At 39.1% G+C, this 20295-nt stretch carries 20 protein-coding genes; 18 read left to right on the top strand and 2 right to left on the bottom strand.

Annotation, left to right across the window (positions count from 1 at the left end):
* Positions 1 to 16: 16 nt before the first annotated feature.
* The 9 genes from AHA02nite_RS01315 to AHA02nite_RS01275 all read left to right on the top strand — a co-directional run bounded on the left by AHA02nite_RS01315 (position 17) and on the right by AHA02nite_RS01275 (position 9994).
* Positions 17 to 1027, top strand: coding sequence for an ABC transporter substrate-binding protein (locus AHA02nite_RS01315; RefSeq protein ID WP_146813621.1), 1011 nt, complete (start codon positions 17 to 19; stop codon positions 1025 to 1027).
* 126 nt (positions 1028 to 1153) lie between these two features.
* Complete coding sequence (locus AHA02nite_RS01310) at positions 1154 to 2149, top strand: ABC transporter permease (RefSeq protein ID WP_146813620.1); 996 nt, start codon at positions 1154 to 1156, stop codon at positions 2147 to 2149.
* A complete protein-coding gene (locus AHA02nite_RS01305) occupies positions 2142 to 2936 on the top strand; it encodes an ABC transporter ATP-binding protein (protein ID WP_146813618.1) in 795 nt (264 codons plus the stop codon). Before AHA02nite_RS01310 ends, AHA02nite_RS01305 begins: the two co-directional genes overlap by 8 nt.
* A 135-nt stretch (positions 2937 to 3071) precedes the next feature.
* The gene (locus AHA02nite_RS01300) at positions 3072 to 4655 is read left to right on the top strand and encodes an ATP-binding protein (RefSeq protein ID WP_146813615.1); all 1584 of its coding nucleotides are present in this window, start codon (positions 3072 to 3074) and stop codon (positions 4653 to 4655) included.
* Positions 4656 to 4660: 5 nt separating this feature from the next.
* Positions 4661 to 5341 carry a response regulator gene (locus tag AHA02nite_RS01295; RefSeq protein ID WP_146813613.1) on the top strand — a complete coding sequence of 227 codons (681 nt, stop codon included), beginning with the start codon at positions 4661 to 4663 and terminating at the stop codon, positions 5339 to 5341.
* A 188-nt stretch (positions 5342 to 5529) separates the two neighbouring features.
* Positions 5530 to 6549, top strand: a complete 1020-nt coding sequence (locus AHA02nite_RS01290) for a tripartite tricarboxylate transporter substrate binding protein (RefSeq protein WP_146813611.1) — start codon at positions 5530 to 5532, stop codon at positions 6547 to 6549.
* Between the two features lie 70 nt (positions 6550 to 6619).
* Complete coding sequence (locus AHA02nite_RS01285) at positions 6620 to 7078, top strand: tripartite tricarboxylate transporter TctB family protein (RefSeq protein ID WP_146813609.1); 459 nt, start codon at positions 6620 to 6622, stop codon at positions 7076 to 7078.
* Positions 7079 to 7090: 12 nt separating this feature from the next.
* On the top strand, positions 7091 to 8584 hold the full coding sequence (locus tag AHA02nite_RS01280) for a tripartite tricarboxylate transporter permease (protein ID WP_146813607.1): 1494 nt from the start codon (positions 7091 to 7093) through the stop codon (positions 8582 to 8584).
* 12 nt (positions 8585 to 8596) lie between these two features.
* Complete coding sequence (locus AHA02nite_RS01275) at positions 8597 to 9994, top strand: SLC13 family permease (protein WP_146813602.1); 1398 nt, start codon at positions 8597 to 8599, stop codon at positions 9992 to 9994.
* A 76-nt stretch (positions 9995 to 10070) separates the two neighbouring features.
* Here the strand turns inward: AHA02nite_RS01275 and mscL are convergent, their stop codons facing one another.
* A complete protein-coding gene (gene mscL, locus AHA02nite_RS01270; protein ID WP_146813600.1) occupies positions 10071 to 10496 on the bottom strand; it encodes a large conductance mechanosensitive channel protein MscL in 426 nt (141 codons plus the stop codon).
* Between the two features lie 502 nt (positions 10497 to 10998).
* Here mscL and AHA02nite_RS15040 point away from each other — a divergent pair.
* The 9 genes from AHA02nite_RS15040 to AHA02nite_RS01230 all read left to right on the top strand — a co-directional run bounded on the left by AHA02nite_RS15040 (position 10999) and on the right by AHA02nite_RS01230 (position 20037).
* Entirely contained in the window at positions 10999 to 11175 is a 177-nt protein-coding gene (locus AHA02nite_RS15040; RefSeq protein ID WP_170235942.1) for a hypothetical protein, read from the top strand.
* 35 nt (positions 11176 to 11210) lie between these two features.
* Positions 11211 to 12353: a sensor histidine kinase gene (locus AHA02nite_RS01265; RefSeq protein ID WP_146813597.1), complete on the top strand. Its 1143-nt coding sequence runs from the start codon at positions 11211 to 11213 to the stop codon at positions 12351 to 12353.
* Positions 12350 to 12985 carry a response regulator gene (locus AHA02nite_RS01260; protein ID WP_146813595.1) on the top strand — a complete coding sequence of 212 codons (636 nt, stop codon included), beginning with the start codon at positions 12350 to 12352 and terminating at the stop codon, positions 12983 to 12985. The genes AHA02nite_RS01265 and AHA02nite_RS01260 overlap by 4 nt, the downstream gene beginning before the upstream one ends.
* Before the next feature lie 124 nt (positions 12986 to 13109).
* Entirely contained in the window at positions 13110 to 14042 is a 933-nt protein-coding gene (locus tag AHA02nite_RS01255) for an ABC transporter ATP-binding protein (RefSeq protein ID WP_146813593.1), read from the top strand.
* A 12-nt stretch (positions 14043 to 14054) separates the two neighbouring features.
* A complete protein-coding gene (locus AHA02nite_RS01250) occupies positions 14055 to 15326 on the top strand; it encodes an ABC transporter permease (protein ID WP_146813591.1) in 1272 nt (423 codons plus the stop codon).
* Positions 15323 to 16426: an ABC transporter permease gene (locus tag AHA02nite_RS01245; RefSeq protein ID WP_146813589.1), complete on the top strand. Its 1104-nt coding sequence runs from the start codon at positions 15323 to 15325 to the stop codon at positions 16424 to 16426. Before AHA02nite_RS01250 ends, AHA02nite_RS01245 begins: the two co-directional genes overlap by 4 nt.
* Positions 16427 to 16727: 301 nt before the next feature.
* Complete coding sequence (putP, locus tag AHA02nite_RS01240; RefSeq protein WP_146813587.1) at positions 16728 to 18251, top strand: sodium/proline symporter PutP; 1524 nt, start codon at positions 16728 to 16730, stop codon at positions 18249 to 18251.
* 261 nt (positions 18252 to 18512) lie between these two features.
* Complete coding sequence (locus AHA02nite_RS01235; RefSeq protein ID WP_218025397.1) at positions 18513 to 19133, top strand: metal-dependent hydrolase; 621 nt, start codon at positions 18513 to 18515, stop codon at positions 19131 to 19133.
* Positions 19134 to 19203: 70 nt separating this feature from the next.
* Entirely contained in the window at positions 19204 to 20037 is an 834-nt protein-coding gene (locus tag AHA02nite_RS01230; RefSeq protein WP_146814104.1) for a hypothetical protein, read from the top strand.
* Between the two features lie 44 nt (positions 20038 to 20081).
* On the opposite strand, the gene AHA02nite_RS15355 is transcribed toward AHA02nite_RS01230, so the two are convergent.
* Entirely contained in the window at positions 20082 to 20210 is a 129-nt protein-coding gene (locus AHA02nite_RS15355) for a hypothetical protein (protein WP_281284086.1), read from the bottom strand.
* Positions 20211 to 20295: the final 85 nt, after the last annotated feature.

Below are 20295 nucleotides of genomic sequence, written 5' to 3'. Positions count from 1 at the left end.
GAGGGGGATACATTGGATGAAAAAGGTTTTTCAATTGTTGTTTGTCGCGTTAGTAGGGGTGTTGTTGTTAGTAGCATGTGGTGATGGTGAAGATAATGGAGGCGGAGATGAAGGGGGTGCAGAAGGTGAAACGTTCAACATTGGTGCAACACAAATTGTTCAGCACCCATCATTAGACAGAGCTTATGAAGGGTTCCAAGATGCTTTAGAGGATGCAGGGTTAAATGTTGAGTATGACTTCCAAGATGCACAAAATGACCCAAACAATGTTAAGCCGATCTCAGATGCTTTTGTAGCTGATGGCGTTGATTTAATTTTTACTAACTCAACACCAAGTACACAAGGTGCCTATGAAGCAACGAAAGACATTCCAATTGTGTTTACATCAGTAACAGATGCCGTAGGTGCAGGTGTTATTGAGTCATTGGAAGACCCAGGTACGAATGTAACAGGAGTGCAAGATCTACACCCAGGTGCAATTGAAGCTACAGTTGAATTTATCGATCAGTATTTTGAAGGTGCGGGAGTTGGTTTAATCTATAACGCTGGTGAGCCGAACTCTGTTGCACAAATTGAAGCTGTAGAAGAAGCTGCTGAAGGAACGAGTTTATCACTACACGACCGTACAGTAGCTAACGCATCAGAAGTACAACAAGCAGCAACGACGTTAGTAAGTGATATTGACGTATTCTTTATCGTGACAGATAACACTGTAGTAGAAGCACTTGATAGCGTTATTGGGGTAGCGAACAACAATGAAATTCCTTTAATAACTGGTGAGCCAGATTCAGTCGCAAAAGGTGGTTTTGCAACATTCGGTATTGATTATTACACGATTGGTTACCGCTCAGGTGAAATGGCAGCTGATATTTTAACAGGTGAGCAGGAAATTGGAGATATTCCTGCAGAGCATCCACCTGAGATCCAACTATTCATTAACGAAGAAGCAGCCGAATTACAAGGTGTAGAATGGCACGATGATTGGGATGATGAAGCACAATTTATCGAACCAGAAGAAGAGGAATAAAACTATTTAATAGACTAAGTTCGATTTTATAAAGTAACGAATGGGCGCTTGGCTTTGCATTTAAATTGCCAAGCGCTTTCATTCAAATAATAGAAAGAGCTCTACTTGAGATCGAAGGAGGACGTCATGCTAATATCGTTATTTGGTGCATTTGAATCAGGTGCAATTTACGCGTTAATGGCTTTAGGCGTATATTTGTCGTTTCGTATATTACACTTTCCTGATTTAACAGTAGACGGTAGTTTTGTAACTGGAGCTGGTGTTGCTGGTGTCGCAATCGTCGGAGGGATGTCACCTATATTAGCTACATTGTTAGGTGCATTTGCAGGTTTTATCGCAGGTTGTATTACCGGTGTCTTGCATACAAAAGGTAAAATTAATGCCTTGCTAGCCGGTATTTTAATGATGATTGCGCTTTATTCAATCAATTTACGGCTGATGGGACAGCCAACCGTCTCGATGCTTAATGAGTCGACCTTGTTTACACAGATTCAATCGTGGTGGGTTGCTTCAGGATTCGATGCTTTTTTCAATAATATCGTTTTATCCTTAGGGGCTGAACGATTTTCAGGAACTTGGCTCGTTTTCTCAGTCATGATCATTTTAACATTAATGGTTAAAGTGTTTTTAGATTACTTCTTAAAGACGGAAGTAGGACTAGCATTAAGAGCAACGGGTGATAACCAGAAGATGATCCGCAGCTTATCAGCTAATACAGATGGGCTAATTATTATTGGTATTGGGATTTCTAACGGTTTAGTTGCTTTATCAGGAGCACTGATTGGCCAATACGGTGGTTTTGCGAACGTTAACATGGGGATCGGTATGATTGTCATCGGTCTTGCATCCGTAATTATTGGTGAGGCGTTATTTGGAAAGCGTACAATTATTATTGCGACTTTAGCTGTCATTGGTGGTGCGATTGTTTACCGAATAGTAGTAACGATGGCGCTTCGTGTGGACTTTTTAGACTCGGGTGACATGAAGTTAATTACTGCTGTATTAGTCATTGCTGCATTAGTCGCACCAAGAATGATCCAAGCACGGAAAGAGAAGAAACGAAGGCTTCAGAAAAAGGCTGAACTACTCCAACGCAAGGAAGGAGAGGTCCACAGTGCTTAACTTAAAGGACGTGTCGATTACATTCAATGAAGAGACACCTGATGAAAAGAGGGCTTTACAATCCGTTGACTTGGAACTGAAAAAAGGTGAATTTGTCACGGTCATTGGTAGTAACGGTGCGGGTAAATCGACGTTAATGAACGTCGTTTCAGGAAGTTTAATTCCGGACGTAGGAGAAGTCATGATCGATGACAAACACGTTGTTCATTTACCTGAATATAAACGAGCTAGTTTTATCGGGCGAGTGTTCCAAGACCCAATGGCAGGTACAGCACCTTCAATGACAATTGAAGAAAACTTAGCTATGGCCTATTCACGTGACAAAAAGCGTAAGCTTATTCCAGGCGTCACAAAAAAACGTCGTGAAATGTACCGTGAATATTTAGAGTCATTGAACTTAGGCTTAGAAGACCGATTGAACGCGAGAGTCGGTTTACTATCAGGTGGTGAGCGCCAAGCGTTATCGTTATTAATGGCGACATTCACTGAGCCACATATTTTAATGCTTGATGAACATACAGCAGCATTAGACCCATCAAGAGCAGAGCTCATTACTGAAATTACGGCTGATGTCGTAAAGAAATTTGAGCTAACAACTTTAATGGTTACACATAATATGCAACAAGCGTTAGATTTAGGTGACCGTTTAATAATGATGGACAAAGGGCAAATTATTTTCGATGTGTCAGGAGAGGAAAAACAAGAGCTCACAATTAAAAATTTATTAGATGAATTCCACCGCATACGAGGTAAGCAAATTGAAAGTGACCGAGCGGTGTTAGGGTAACGACTAACTAGGGTGTGATCGTCGCATCCTAGTTTTTTTATGTAAAATATATGTTCAGTATTGTTGTCGATTAAGAGTTTAGCCGATAAACTGTAACTAAAGCTATGACGAGACGTAAGGAAGGTGCCCCTAATTATGTTAAATAGAGTTTCATTACGAACGAAGATCTTAACATCGATTATTTCACTCTTAATCATTGTAACGTTGTTAATTACTGCAATTTATTCTTATATAGAGTGGACGCAAACAAAAGATCAAATGGGGCAAAGAGCGTTAGATGTAGCCACTTCAATTTCATTAACGCCAGAGGTAATAGAAGCTTACGAGCTAGACAACCCATCAGAAGTTATTCAACCGATTGCAGAAGATATTCGTCAGACGGTTGGGGCTGAATTTGTTGTCGTAGGAAATGAGAATAGCATTCGTTACTCTCACCCGAATGAAGACCGAATAGGACAAGAAATGGTCGGTGGCGATAATGATCCTGCTTTAGTTCATGGGGAATACTACAAGTCTGAAGCGGTTGGTTCTCTTGGTCCTTCTTTGCGTGGGAAAGCGCCAGTGTTTAACGACAACGATGAAATAATTGGAGTCGTGTCAGTTGGTTTTTTAATTGAAGATATTCGTGGCATTATTTTTGAACGACTGCAAGTGTTGTTTATTAACTCATCAATCATATTAGCTCTCGGTGTTATTGGTAGTATATTTTTAACAAGAAGTATTCGAAGAGACATCCTTGGCCTAGAGCCACATGAAATCGTTACTTTATACCGTGAAAGAAAAGCTGTATTACGTTCTGTTAAAGAAGGAATTATTGCTATTGACCATACAGGTAAAATTTCAATCATGAACCATTCAGCTCGCAAAATGTTAGGTCTAAGTGAAGATGTAAAAAATGAGCATATTAATGATATATTACCGAGTACACGTATGATTGAAGTATTAAGCAATGGTGAACCTGAGTATGATGATGAAATGGTGTTAAAAGATCGAGTTTATATTGTAAACCGTACGCCGATTATGGAAGAAAATGACGTTGTAGGCGTTGTAGCAAGTTTCCGTGACAAGACTGAACTTCAAGATATGATTAATACGCTATCAGAAGTGAAAAGTTATTCAGAAGACTTGCGTGCTCAAACACATGAGTATACAAATAAATTGTATGTGATTTCGGGGCTGTTGCAGTTAGGTAATTATGATGAAGCAATTAATATGATTCAAGAGGAGTCGAAGCAACACCACCAACAGACGAAGACGTTGTTTTCAAATATAGAAGACCAGTCTGTTCAAGCGATTTTGCTCGGTAAGCTCGGTAAAGCTTCAGAGAAGAAAGTAGACTTAGTAATCGACCCTGATAGTATGCTATCACCATTGCCTGAGCATATAAGCACGTCGAAACTCGTTACGATTTTAGGGAACTTGTTAGACAATGCTTTTGAAGCAGTGAAAGATCATAACTATTCACAAGTGACGTTTTCAGTGACGGATTATGGACACGATGTCATTTTTGAAGTAAGTGATGAAGGGAATGGGATCCCAGAAGATGTGCAGCAGAAAATCTTTCAAAAAGGTTATTCGACTAAAGGAGAAGACGACCGAGGTTACGGCTTATCGATTGTAGCAGAAGTCGTTAAAGAGTTAGATGGAACAATAGAGTTATCAAGTGAACAAGGTAAAGGGACTATATTTACAGTTTATTTACCTAAAGAAAGAAGGTGAACTACATGACATTGAAAGTAGCCATTACAGAAGATGACTACCGTGTTGCTTCTATTCATGAAGGTTTTTTAAATAAAGTTGACGATTGTGAAGTTGTCTTTAAGTCGCTAACGGCTGAAGACACATTAAATCAGTTAAATCAACATGAAGTAGACTTAATATTATTAGATATATATATGCCGGATCGGTTAGGGATTGATTTAATTGAAGATATAAAAGCCATCCAGCCTCACATAGGCATTATTATGATTAGTGCTGGAACTGAACGAGAAATCGTCGAACAAGCACTGCATAAAGGGGTATTCGACTATATTATTAAACCCGTTACGCTTGACCGTTTCACAGAAGCTGTTGAGAAGTTTAGGCAGTTCCGAGAAGAGTTAACGAACCGCGATGAAGTTGATCAGCAGTTTCTAGATGCTTATTTCGGCCGTGACTCGAAAACAAAGGATGAACCTTTGCCACAAGATACACCAAAAGGAATCGATCCGTTAACGTTGAAAAAGGTAAAAGAAATATTGCAAAAAGAAGTTGGTGTAACCGCTGAGGAAATGGGTGTCCAAATGGGAGCATCGCGTACGACAGCGCGCCGTTATTTAGAGTACCTCATTTCAGAAGGCGAATGCCAAGCAGAATTAGAATACGGAATCGTCGGTAGACCAGAACGACGATACTATCAAAGCTAAGGTGAACTTAAAGCCTTAGCTTTTTTATTTGCTTAACCTCCTGTGAACAAAATGAACAAAAAGTTAAAAATGTAACTAATGTTGCTTATTTTGAAAACGGTTACATTTTAGAAAGTTCGGATTATCATAGGAATTACTTAAAAAGTTGTGACATTTTTATTAATAAATTTTGAACAGGGGGAAACAAAATGAAAAAACTATTAGCAGGTTCAATCTTTGCTTTTATGTTATTAGTATTAGCTGCATGTGGTGGCGACGACCAAGCAGCGGACGAAGGAGACAACGGTGAACCACAAGACTGGGAGCCGGAAGAGTCAATTGAATTAGTAGCGCCAGCGGGTGCTGGTGGTGGCTGGGATACGACAGCTCGTATGACAGCTCAAACATTAACTGAAGAAGGAATCATTGACCAAGACATTGGAGTTGTAAACCAACCAGGAGCTGGTGGTGCAGTAGGTTGGGCACACATTGCCAATCAAGGTGACAGCCCATACGACTTGTTCGTATCATCTTCACCATTATTATTAGTACCTTTAAATGGTCAATCAGATTATAACTATGAAGACTTCACACCAATTGCAAATGTCATTGCAGACTATGCATCTTTCGCAGTACGTGACGATGCTGAGTGGGACGATTTAAATGAATTATTTGAAGATATGAAAGAAGATCCATCAGAGATTACGGTAGTAGGTACTTCAGCTCCAGGAAGCATGGACCACATTCAGTTCATCCGCTTTGCACGTGAAGCTGGTGTAGACATTTCTCAAATTAGCTACGTGTCTGACCCAGATGCAGGTGGCGTTACTCAATTACTAAACGGTAGTGCAGACGTATTCTCAACAGGTGTAGGTCAAATCGTTGAACAGATCCGTTCTGAAGACATTCGTGCTTTAGCGGTTACTTCTGAAGAGCGCTTAGAAGGCGAGATCTTATCAGAAATTCCAACTGCAAAAGAACAAGGCATTGATGAAACATTCGTTAACTGGAGAGGGTTCTTCGGTCCTGGAGACATGGACGAAGCTGCAGTTGAGTATTACGAAGAAAAGTTAAAAGAAATGAGCGAGACTGAAGCATTCGCAGAAGTACGTGACAACTACGGTTGGGACGAAATGTTCATGGGTAGCGAAGAGTACCAAGAGTTCCTTGAACAAGAAAATGAAGTATTTGAAGAAATTCTAGACGAACTAGAATTATCAGCTGAATAAAATTAATGCGGAAGTCAACGGATGTTCCCGTTGGCTTCCCGTTATTTCATAGAAAGGTAGGTGCCTGACAGTGTTAAACAATGTTAATCGTAAAATCGGTTTAGTGTTATTTCTAATATCAGCTGGATACTTGTTTATGAGTTACCAATTGCCGACTTACCCTTATATCCCTGTAGACGCTGATGCGATCCCGAAAACGCTAGGTTGGATTTTACTCGTCTTATCTATTGCATTATTTTTCAGCGAAGACAAAGACTCAGAAGAACAAAAAGCGAAACGTCACATTCCGAAAAAAGATGTGAAAGCTATATCAGGCGTATTCGTCTTGGCACTAATTTTCATTACATTACTTGAGATTGTTGGCTTTCTCATTATGACGGCACTTTTCATTTTTAGTTCTTCGAAGTTTTTAGGTTACGAAAATAATTTAGTCAATGCGATTGTGTCAGTTTGTTTCCCACTATTTTTATATAGTATTTTCGTTTTCTTATTAAATATAAATCTACCACAAGGTGTAATGCCATTTTAAAGGAGGGAGATCATGGGAGCGATTGAAGGAATTTTAACAGGTTTTGAAGTTGCCTTAAGTCTTGAAGGTATTTTATTCGTACTACTTGGTGTATTTGTCGGTACTTTTATCGGTATGTTACCAGGGTTAGGGCCAATTAGTGCGATTGCCATTATGATCCCCATCACTTATGGCATGAACCCGACACTTGCACTTGTTATGATGGCCGGTGTTTATTACGGTGCTGTGTTCGGTGGTTCAACGTCATCTATTTTATTAAATGCCCCTGGTATCTCCGGAACAGTGGCATCGTCATTTGATGGGTATCCAATGGCACAGAACGGTCAAGCTGGTAAAGCGCTAGCGATTGCCGCAATATCATCATTTATCGGCGGTACGATTAGTGTTATTTTACTAATGGCTTTTGCACCGATGTTATCAAGTGTTGCCATTTCATTCGGGCCACCAGCCTATTTTGCTTTAATGTTATTAGGTCTTACCGCGATTGCGAGTCTTTCAGAGGGCTCGACAGTTAAAGCATTAATATCCGCTGTCATTGGCTTTATGGTCGCCACAATCGGGATTGACCCACAAACAGGGACAGCTCGTTACACATTCGGAAGCACTAATCTATTAGACGGAATTGATTTCTTAATTATCGCATTAGGTTTATTTGCGATTGCTGAAGTAGGTTATTTAATTATTAACCGTCATAAGAAATCAATTACAGACGCTAAGCAGTTAGGTAGCTTAAAACTATCGAAGCAAGATATGAAAGAAATCGCTGGCCCATCAGGTCGCCAGTCGATCTTAGGTTTCGTACTCGGTATTTTACCTGGTGCTGGTGCAACGATTGCATCTTTTATTAGCTATATTTCAGAAAAAAGATTGTCTAAAAACCCTGAGAAATTCGGTAAAGGTGCAGTAAAAGGACTAGCAGCACCAGAAGCGTCGAACAACGCAGCAACTAGTGGTTCATTCGTGCCGTTATTAAGTTTAGGTATTCCAGGCTCTGGTACGACAGCTGTCATGTTAGGTGCTTTCTTAGTACTAGGCGTTCAACCAGGTCCTATGTTAATGGGCGACAACCCAGAAATTTTCTGGGGGATTATTGCTAGTATGTATATCGGTAATGTCTTTCTATTAATTTTAAACTTACCGTTAATCCCTTACATTGCTAGAGTATTAACAGTACCTAGACCATTATTAATTTCTCTAGTAATCGTGTTCAGCTTAATTGGTGTTTATGCGATTAGCTTCAGTACGTTTGATTTATATCTACTACTAGCATTTGGTGTGATCGGTTTCTTAATGAGAATGTTTGCTTTCCCAGCACCGCCGTTTATTTTAGCGTTTATTTTAGGCGGTATGATGGAGCAATCATTTAGACAGGCAATGACGAGTTCAAATGGCGATATTTCAATCTTCTTTACGAACAATATTTCATTAGTGTTGATCATTTTATCTGTCTTATCATTTGCATTCCCGATCATTAAATCAATGCGTCAAAAGAAACAAGAAGCATAGAAGGTTGTTAAAATGCTACAAATATTAAAATCTAGTCGTGCTGTATTGCTTGTTTGGGGCGTGATTTTAGGGACATTTTTTGTAGGTAAAGCTACGTTTCTAACACCTTTCTCGCCTGAACAGCAATACACATTGCTAGTTCTTGTCATCGCCATTTATTTATGGACATTATCGACGATGCCACAAGGCGCTTCAAGCATTTTAGTGTTGGCACTATTAATTGGGCTTGGTGTCGTTGATGAACCAGATCAAGCCTTTCAAGGGTTTTTAACGACTGGTTTATACTTTATTGTTCTTTTATCTTTAATTAGCCAAGTCCTTGTTATTGTTGGTTTTGACCAAGTTATAGCGCGTGTGTTTCAAAAGTTTAGTGACGGCCGTGTGAGCCGGTTGGTCGTCAGTTTACCAATTATGATGGTTTTACTTCCAATCATCCTACCGTCAGCTGTTGCGCGCTATAAAATATTAGAACCTTTAATTAAACGGATGAACGATTTGAACGGCTTTTCAAACGAAAGTGTCTTTAATAAGTTCGGCTTATTTGTTATTAGTTTCTTGAATCAGAAAGGGACGTTCATCGTTTTTACCGGTGGTGGCTTTGCTGTTATCGCTTATCAGTTAATGGTAGAGTATAACGTTGCGCAAATTCAGTGGTTAGAATGGATGGGGTTAATGGCTCCACCGCTTTTTGTCATTACACTATTTTCATCAGTTTTCGTCTGGCTTTATTTTAAATGGAAAACTGGTGAGGAGAGTAATGTTCAAATAGAAGCGCCAAAACATCATTTGGAGGCAAAGCAAGTTGAGCATCCGAAGTTTTGGTATGTTGTTTTTGCCTTCCTAGCGATGGTTGTTGCCTGGATTGCAACTGATCCAACAGTTGTTCCAATTATTTTACCGCCAATGTTGATGGTTGCCTTTTTAGCGATTCCAGCAATCGGTTTGGTAAACAACCAACTCATTAGAAACTTTGATTGGGAGACGTTCTTACTATTAGGAACCTCGTTCTCATTAGGGTTTATTATGGCTGAGAATGGGACGGCTGAAATGATTGCAACAGCTCTAATTCAACTAGTGCCAGATGGAGCAAGCACTTGGATGAAAGTGATTTTTATTATTTTATTTATTGGAATCATGCGCTGGATGTTCACGAACTCAACATCAGCGATCGTCGTGATTTTTCCAATTATGATGTCGTATGCAAGCCTAATTGACCTCTCCCCTGTAGCATTAGCATTGTTAATTATGACGGTAATTGGAGGGACGATCTTAATTCCAATTCACGCTCCGACGACTTATTATGCTAGCTTAGCAGGTGTTTATACGAAAGGTGAACAGTTTGTCGTTGGGATTATTTCAAGTTCAGTAGCAACAGTAGTCGCTTTGTTGGCGGTGTTTTTATACTGGTAGTGGTATGTGAAGTTCTAAAGTTAATAAGTTAAATTTAAGGGTATAACATTTTGTGTTATACCCTCTCTTTTTTATTTTATCTGATTCGAACTTTAACTTTCCTCTCTTGAGTGTCTTTCTTTGGCTTTGGTTTTTCTTTTGCTTTTAAAAGGTCTCTAATCTCAGTTAAAACTTCTTGGTTAGGGTGGGGTGGTTCTTTTAATGAGACACTCTCATCACCTCTTATGTAGTTAAACAGTTTAATGAAGAGGTAAATAGAGAATGAGATAACTAAGAAATCAACCATCGTTTGGAAAAATGAGCCGTACCTTATGATCACGCCATTTATATTTAACGCAAGAAATTTAAAGCTCGTCCCGCCAGCTAACACCCCAAGAACAGGCATGAGAATATCGTTGACGAGTGAATCGACAATTTTGCTGAAAGCTGTTCCGATCACAACCGCAATGGCTAATTCAAAAACATTGCCTCGCAACGCAAACTGTTTAAACTCTTTCCACATACAATCCATCCTTGTTAATTGCTTTTACTCAATCTTATTCAAAGGAGGAGCTAACATATTCAAGATTCACCTAATTTTAAACTAGTAACGGCATACACCTTCTAATACAGGCATATTTATGTATTGGGGGGTCTATATGAATAAATTGATAGCTGGTTCTATAATTATTGCGGTAGTAATTTGTATAGTGACGATCTTCGTGAGTATGTCACAGTATGGGTGGTAGCTTAGGTAGCACCTCTCGTTAAGAGGCTCATAGAACGGTCCGAGAGGCTCATAGAATGGCCCGAGAAGCTCAAAGAACGGTCCGAGAGGCTCATAGAATAGCCCAAGAAGCTCATAGGCGACTTTTTTCGACAACTACAAATAAAAATAACGACTAAACATCACAATTTTATTTGTGGTGTTTTATTTTTTGTTATGATTTAGTAAAAGGCTAACAATAAAGTGTGAGAAGTTTTCCTAAGCAGTTTAATCTGAACTTATTCAGGGGGGGGAACAGATGTTTATTATTAATGAAATTGTGATTATTGTCGTTTTACTTGGTTTTGCAGTTTTGGTTGCTTATGTGCTAAAAGATGTCATCAAAAGTGAGAAAAAAGGTTATTCCTATTTTCTAATCGTCCTTGTTATTTTAATATTTGTTATGATTGGCGTCGTGTTGATGGAATTAGTGTGAAAAAGAATTAGTTTGCTCTAGAGTGGGGGAGTATCGTGAAAGGCTTTTGGTATTGGATCGTTTTACATTTACTGATTTGGAGTGGATTAGTTTATCCACTGTTTATGGATTTGAATGATCATGTATGGCGGTTGCTTGGTGTAGCCGTGTACTTTGCTTTATTTTTTGTCATACCACTATTTTATAAAAGGCCAGTTTATTTAAGTGTAATCTTTTGTTTGAAAATAGTTACGTTAACTTTGACTTTTTTTCCGATTGGATCGATAGACTATCACCTGTTAGTTTGGCTTGCTCTTACGTTATTACTAGCTGAAGCATCTGAAAAGTTATCGGTCATCCCACTTACTGTTGTCATGTCGTTTAGTTTATTGCCAGTCAGTACATTCATCTTATTTGGTGGTGCATCCTCACCCATAATCCTGTTTGTTGTATTGTATATGGTCGTTATGATATCTGGAATCATTTATTATAATATTAGACATCATCAGTATGAGGATCTGTCGGCTCAATATGAGGAGTTGTATGGCGAGTATCGCAGTCTAAGAAGGCGAATTACTGATCATGAAGAGACAGTACGTCAAGAAGAAAGACATATGATTGGTCAAGAGATTCATGATTCTGTTGGGCATAAGCTTACGTCTATCATTATGCAAACTGAAGCGCTTCGCTTAACTTCTGGAACTGAAGAAATACAACAGATTGAGCAGCTTAAGACACTAGCAAATGAAAGTTTGGACGAAACACGAAAAGCTGTGAAAACTTTTAAACAAAAGGAAATCGGTGGGCTGCAAGGTGTCATGCGATTAATTCGAAAGCTTGAGATGGAAAGTTTTCTTCAAATACATTTTTCCGTAAAACATGGGGCGTTTGCTGCTCCTTTAACTGGTGAGCAATCGTTTGTCATTTATCGATGTGTACAAGAAGGACTAACTAATATTATGAAACATAGTCAGGCAAGAGAAGCTCAAATTACGTTCGATTCACCAGGTGGAAGTATTTTTCGCTTTGAAATAGTTAATCCGATTCACTCTAACCAACCTTTTAAAAAGGGTTATGGCCTAACATCAATGCAGGAGCGGTTAGAAAAAGTAGGTGGTGGCGTCGAAGCTCAAAAAGGCGACCAACAATTTGTTTTACGAGCTTGGATCAGACTGAATGAACAGGGGGGAACTGAATGATCAACATCCTGTTGGCTGAAGATCAAACGATGGTTCGACAAGGTTTAAAAGTAATGGTTGAATCTGACCCTGAGATCCGTGTAACGGGTGAGGCTAACCATGGTAAAGAGGCGATTGAACTGTGCGAGAAGCAACTGTTTGATATTGCCGTTTTAGATATACGTATGCCTGAAATGGATGGTATTGACACAGCTAGGGTAATTCGCTCGAGATGGCCTATGATGAAAATTCTCATGCTAACGACGTTTGATGATGACCATTATGTCATGGAATCGTTAAAGCTTGGGGTGAATGGCTATATGCTAAAAAATGGTGATACAGATTCTTTGATTCGCTCGATTAAAAGTGCCTTATCAGGTGGCTTAACAATCGAGGATCAAGTCGCAGCGAAAGTTGTCCCGACTCTTGTTAACGACCAATCTAAGCTTGAAAAAGTTGATGAACAGATAACCCCTCGTGAACGTGCTATTTTGAAATGTATTGGTGAAGGGCTAAGCAATCGGGAAATAGCTGATCAATTAGGGTTATCAGTCGGGACGGTGAAAAACAACACGAGCACCATTTTAGACAAACTCGATTTACGAGACCGAACCCAACTTGCCATTTATGCAATTAGACATAATCTTGTTTAAAATAAAAATGACTGAAGTCACGGTTTAATGTCATTTAATGACTAGAGTCAGTATTGGCTCTAGTTTTTTTTCGTTTAAGATAAAACTAAGAATTAATGAAAGACGTGAAGAAAGGGGTAATTCCATGTTAGAAACTGTTCAGTTAACGAAGGCATTCAAAGGGAAAACCGTCGTTGACGAAGTTGAATTATATTTAGATCAAGGGGAATCAGTCGGTTTACTTGGCCCAAATGGAGCAGGTAAGTCTACAACAATTTCGATGATTTCATCATTGTTAAAACCTACATCTGGGGATGTGAAATTAAACCAAAAGAGTACGATTAAAAATCCAGTCGATTTACGAAAAGTCCTTGGCGTTGTTCCACAAGAAATTGCATTATATGAAGAGCTGTCCGCTTATGAAAACTTAAAGTTTTTTGGCCGCATATATCGTGTGCCTAAAAGTGAACTGGAATCACGAATACAGGATACGCTTGAAATCGTTGGCCTTAAAGAAAGGCAAAAAGATCTAATCAAAACATTCTCAGGCGGAATGAAGAGGCGTGTTAATATTGCAACGGCTTTATTGCATAACCCAAAAATCCTCATTTTAGATGAGCCGACTGTCGGGATCGACCCACAATCGAGAAATTACATTTTAGAAATGGTTCGTCAGCTAAATGAACAAAAAGGTACAACAGTTCTTTACACGAGTCACTATATGGAAGAAGTAGAGCAGTTATGTAATCGTGTCTACATTATGGACCATGGTAAAGTCATTGCCAAAGGTACAAAATCAGAACTGTTAAGCATTCTTTCTAATGAAGATACAATTAGTGTTCAGCCCAATAGAATAGATGAAGAATTTCTTGCAGCTGTTAAAGAAATTGAAGGTGTAAGAAAAGTTGAAGTATCTGGTGAAGAAATTAACATTATAGCGAAAAAGGCAAGTAACATTGTGAGTGAACTAGTGAATGTTGGTGAACGTCACCAAGTTCAAATCTTGAATTTTCAAATGGAAAACCCTAGTTTAGAAAATGTATTCCTTCATCTAACTGGCAGAACTTTGAGGGACTAGGAGGTGGTATGAATGTGGACGTTTCTTATAAAAGATTTACTGTTGTTTTGGCGTGATCGAAAAGAAGTTGCAATCATTATCTTATTACCACTTGCTTTAGTTGTTATATTAAGCCTCGTGATGCCAGGGATGTTTGGCGAGGAAAATGATGAAGAATACGATTTGAATCTAGGACTTGTTATAGAAGATGAGCAAGAACAAGGTTTAGAGCGCTTTGAAGAACAATCGAGGCAAACTTCTGATTTCTCAAGTAATGAATTAGAAGAGTTGCTAATAGGTGTTCATGCTCTTCCACCTGTCGAAGGTTTAATTGAATATTTGAATAGTCCAGAATTAGCAGAATGGGTGTCAGTAGAAACAATGGTGAAAGAAGAAGCACAGGAGGAAGTCGAGCAAGGTAATCTTGACGCAAGTTTAATTATACCTGAAGACTACACCTTTCATTTATTAGCTGACATGTATTTAAATGAACCGGCTGAACAATCATTAATCTTTCAAGCTGATGATCAGACGATGGAAGTTGAAATATTATCAAATGTCATTCAAAGTTATTTAGATCATATGAATTTGCACCACGCTATTTCTAGCGCTGGTGGCGATGTTGAAGTTCCTAGCGATGCATTACCTCAAGGGGAAGTTGAAAATGTAGAAGGCCAACAACCTTTTAGTATGGATCAATACTTTACGATATCTATGGGGGCATTGTTCGTCTTATTTTTAGCTGCCACAGTTGCTACTCGAACGGGTATAGAGAAGCGGGAGAATACGTTTAAACGTATTGTTTTAACCAATTCGCCACCACTATATTACTTGTTCGGTAAAACGATGGGGACATTTATTTTAGCATGGTGCCAAATGATGCTCATTTTCATAGGTTCGCATTTCATTTTAGGTGTTTTTTCTGACCATGGTGCCGCAGTTTGGGTTGGGCTTATTTTAATGGTTACGATTTACACATTAGCTATTGCTGCGATTTCTGCTGTTATGACCTCGGTTATGCTTCGATTGAAAAAGCCGGAAACAGGAGATGGAATCTTTATGTTAGTCATCATGGTCTTTGGTGTTATTGGTGGTAATTTTGTACCGATTTACTTACTACCAAATTGGCTTCAACAAATTGGAGAAATGACACCGAATGGATTGGTATTAGCAACGTTAATTGAGTGGATTCAGTATGAAGACTTTTCAATTTTAGTTATGCCAAGTATTATATTATCGATTATTGTGATCGTTTCGTTATTTATAGGAATAAAGTTGTATCCGAAAAGAGGTGATGTCTCATGATGCCTGTCTTTTTAGCACAATTGGCAAAGGATCGACGAAGCCCTGCTTTAATCATTTTATTTATCGTAGGAAGTGTCTTGGCAACAGTTTTATTTACAGGAGGGACACAAGCTCCGGTTACCGTTCAAATCTTTAGTGAAGAAGAACAAACTGAAGAAATAGAAGCAAAATGGGAACAGTTATTGAATCAAGAAGGTAACATGGAATTTGTTGTGACAGAAGAAGAAGAAGCTAGAGACAATGTTCGTCAAGGGCGTTCGGATTTAGCGATTAAGTTGTTTGAAGACGATTATGAAATTGTCACTTCCTCCAACCTTCCGACGGTCCAATATGTTGATCAACATGTGAGGACAGTTTTTGAAAGGGAAGCGCGAATTCAAGTAGCTACTGAAGAAGCAAGTAATCCAGAGGAGTTGCGTCAAGAAATTAAATCGCAATTGGAAGACCCATTATTCGCTATGGAAGTAGAGTCTACGACAGGTGAAGAATTATCAGCCCATGACATGGGGATTCAATTAATGTATGCATTTACGTTACTTGTTGCCATGTTTATTATCGGTTTTCGGGTAAATAATGTATCAAAGGATAAAGTTGACTGTATTTGGGACAGAGTCATTCTTTCACCAGTAGGAAAAACGAGTATGTATACTGGGTATATTGCTTACGCATTTTTTATAGGGTTTGTTCAGACTGTCATTGTCTTAATGGTTTTCAACTATGTTTTGCAATATGATCTTGGTGAACGGTTTGATTTGTTAGTAGTGGTTGTTGCGGTATTTACGTTTAGTATGGTAAGTATTGCGATGTTGTTTACAGGAATCGTGAAAGGGCCTGAGCAGTTTTATGCTCTTTACCCGTCGGTCATACCACTTATTCCGTTAATTAGTGGAGCCTATATGATGCCAGGAACGATTACTCATCCTGTTATGACCTTTATTGGCGACCTGTTTCCTGTGTCTCACGCAATAGAAGCCATGATTGGTGTCACGCTGTATGATGCTACGTGGCAAGACATCACCCAGCCGATTATTATCATGATCTTAATTGGTGTCGTCTCCATGGGAATTGGCATTAACTTAGTTGAACGTCGAAGAGGGTGAGTGTTTCAAGTGCATGAGTAATTTATTAGTATACCTAAATTTAGTAGGTATAAGGTCTGCTATTTGGGTATACTTTTGCTTTTTAAAGAGTCTAAATGTTAACTTATAGAATATAATATAATATAATAAAAGTTTTCAATTTTTCTTAATTTTGAGTAAAATGATAGTGTACTAATCAAAAAAGGGGAGATTTGATGGAGGAGTATAGTATTACGCTTGGTACATATTTTTGGTTGTTTGTGCCAATGTCATTAGTCGTCATTCTATCATTTGTTTCATGGGTAAAGGAGCGTGATCAATAATGGATACAGCGACTCTAGTTACCTTTTTTATCTACATTTTGGGGATGCTTGTTTTAGGTATTATTGGTTATCGTTTAACGAACAACCTATCAGACTACTTTTTAGGTGGTCGTAAGTTAGGGCCAGGAGTAGCAGCATTAAGTGCAGGCGCTTCTGACATGAGTAGTTGGTTAATTCTCGGTTTGCCTGGTGCTATTTATTTAGCAGGGTTTGGCGAAGCTTGGATTGCTGTCGGTTTAACGATTGGTGCTTATTTAAACTGGCAATTCGTTGCAAGAAGATTACGTGTTTATACGGAAGTTTCGAACAATGCGATCACGTTACCGGACTTTTTAGAAAACCGATTCCGTGATAACTCTCGTTTACTACGAAGTGCATCGGCTGTTGTTATTTTGGTTTTCTTCACAGTCTATGTGGCATCAGGTTTAGTTGGTGGTGCTGTATTATTCAGTAGTACGTTTGGTTATGATTACATGGTTGCTTTATTAATTGGTGGAGCAGTCATTATTATTTACACATTTTTAGGTGGATTTATTGCGGTTAGTTGGACTGACTTTATTCAAGGTTCATTAATGTTTCTTGCTTTAATTGTATTACCAATCATTACAATTACTGAGCTGGGTGGTTGGAATGAGACAGTTAACATTATCGGCGATTTAGCTGGTGGCGACCACCTTCACATGGTGCAAGGTGTAGGAATGCTAGCGATTATTTCTTCACTGGCTTGGGGGTTAGGTTACTTCGGCCAGCCACATATTTTAGCTCGTTTCATGGCGATTCGTTCGCATAAAGATGTACCAACTGCTCGTTTTATCGGTATGACTTGGATGGTGTTATCACTATTCGGTGCGATCTTCGTCGGTATTGCAGGTCTTGCGTATATCGCAACAGAGTCTGTCCAATCAGAGTTAGCTGAACGCGGAATTGAAACAGTGCAGGAAAATGGCCTGCTGATGCTAGCGAATGAAGAAGCTATTTTCATTGCGATGACACAACTGTTAACACATCCAATAGTAGCCGGTATTTTACTAGCTGCCATTCTAGCTGCGATTATGAGTACAGTTGACTCTCAGCTACTTGTATCGTCTTCAGCTGTAGCAGAAGACTTCTACAAAGGTTTCTTTAGAAAGAACGCTTCAAACCAAGAGCTTGTATGGGTAGCACGTATTTCCGTTATCGTCATTGCATTAATTGCACTAGTGATAGCAAGCGATGATACGAGTCGAGTGCTCGATCTCGTCGCCTATGCGTGGGCCGGATTCGGTGCCTCATTTGGACCAATCATTTTACTATCACTATTCTGGAAGCGCCTAACTAGAAATGGTGCATTAGTCGGTATTCTGCTTGGTGCAATCACTGTAATCACTTGGGAGTACATTGACCCATTCGGTGGATTATACGAAATGGTTCCAGGCTTCTTACTCGCGACAGTTGGTGCTGTAGTTGTAAGTTTAATCGGCTCTGGACCTAAGCGAGAAGTTCAAGAAGAGTTTGATAAAGCGCGTGACATCGCGAATTCATAATTGTATAAGCGAAAATCCTTCCTGCCTATCATAGCGGGGAGGATTTTTTTACGTTCAATAAAATTAATTCGGCGATTTTTATGATATTCCGGCGAAATTTTCAATAATCCGGCGAAATCCTCATTTTTCCGGCGAAACAACCGATTAATTCGGCGAACGCCGGATTCTGAAACTTCTTAAGAACAAAGACCGATGTGAACAGTGCTAATTAATGGTAATATAAAAATCTATTAAAACAACATGAGAAAGGAAATCAACATCATGATGGCAAGTGGACATCAAGCTATGGGATTAACTTGGGGAGTGGCAGCGATTACTTTTTCGCACCTTCTTCCAATTGAAATAATCGGCATCAATGAAACGATTCTTTTTATCATCATCGTCATGATCGGCGCACTGCTTCCTGATATGGACTCGAAATCGTCAAAACTCGGTCGTTATGCATACCCAATCGCTATCAGTGTCACGGCATTAGCAGGAGCGCTCTACATATGGCAACCAGAACAATTTTGGACATTCATTGATGAAGAGATGACATTCGTATTAGCAACGATCGTACTCGTCTTTTTCATATTGAGTAGCCACCGCACGTGGACACATTCATTACTGTTTATAGCTCTCATGACAGTTTACCTATCATTGGTGAGCACGTGGTTCGTCATCCCAGACTATTTACAATACGGCTTAGTACTCGGTGTAGCATCCCACATTTTTGGTGACTTTTTAACGAAGCGAGGCGTACCGTTACTACACCCAATCACGAAGCGCAATTTCCGGTTCCCCCTTTCATTTAGGACAGGCTCATCAGCAGAAAGAATCGTTGTAGTAGCGCTGATCGTTATAAATGTTTGGTTGATTAGTAGTAGGAATGGATGGATTTAAAGAAGGATAAGACAAAAAGTAAAGAGAATATAAAGGTAATAGACTTTATGAAGGAGCTGCCATTTTGAGTATGGATTATTTAAAACATAAAGACAGAGACTTAGAGCTACCAGCCTATCAAAAAATATTAAAAGACTCGATCGAGCAAGATTTACTGAAAGATGATCGTGTACTTGGTCTGTTTTATGGTGGTTCGATTGGGAGTGAAAGTACGGATTTATACTCTGATATAGACCTACGAGTAGTAGTATCACCTGAATACTTTGAGGAGTGTATATCCAATAAAAAGGTTCGTCCTCAAAACTGGGGCCATGTCTTGTTTTATGAGGATCCAGGCCCAAGTGTGCCATACACAATCGCTCACTTTGATTGCTTCGTGAAAGTCGATGTCTTCTATTTTACACCTGAACAAATTAAACCATCTATTTGGTTAAAAGATATTCACATTGTAAAAGATCTAAAAGGAGATCTTACAGAGGTATTGAATGAATCTATCAATCTCGTTTATAAACCAACGAAAGAAGATGTGGAAAGTTGGCGCAATAAGTTTTTAGCTCACTTTCACGAGTCATATCGCCGAGTAATGAGGGGTGAGTACTATTACGCTTTGAACTGTGTTGATTCAATGCGTCATATGATTGTTTCTGGATGGTATATGAAACAAGGCGTGCAACCCAATACGTTAGGTGATTGGGCGAAATACGAAGGCGAAAGAAGTGAACTAGATAGCTGGCAACAATCGTTATTGGAAGGTTGGGAATGTGGCCGTAGTAAAAAAGAAATTATGACAGTAAGAAGAAGTTTGGCTGAAGAGTTTAAAGTAGTTCATAGAGCTCTTTTTGATCAAGTAGGGGTTATAGAGGAATCTGAGTTAATAGATCAAGCGATTAATATAGCAATTTAGCTAGCACACCATCAACTTCTTCCCGGCTTTTAAAACTTATAAGATTAAGAAGGTCTATGGCGACGGTGGCCGTTTACACGTGTTCCATCTGACCGTCTGTATGTTTTGACATGAACAGTCATTGGGCCACGACGACGAGGGGTACAAGAACAATTACCGCGACGTTTTGCCATATTGACCACCTCCAAACTCATTAAGATTAGAAGTGAGCGGTTGATGGGTGCTTTAATTTAATAGATTCTATATATTTATGTTTTT

It is taken from the genome of Alkalibacillus haloalkaliphilus (genome assembly GCF_007991275.1).
Lineage (GTDB): Bacteria > Bacillota > Bacilli > Bacillales > Alkalibacillaceae > Alkalibacillus > Alkalibacillus haloalkaliphilus.
The sequence above is the reverse complement of the archived record's forward strand: the minus strand, read 5'-3'. Positions and strand labels throughout refer to the sequence as shown.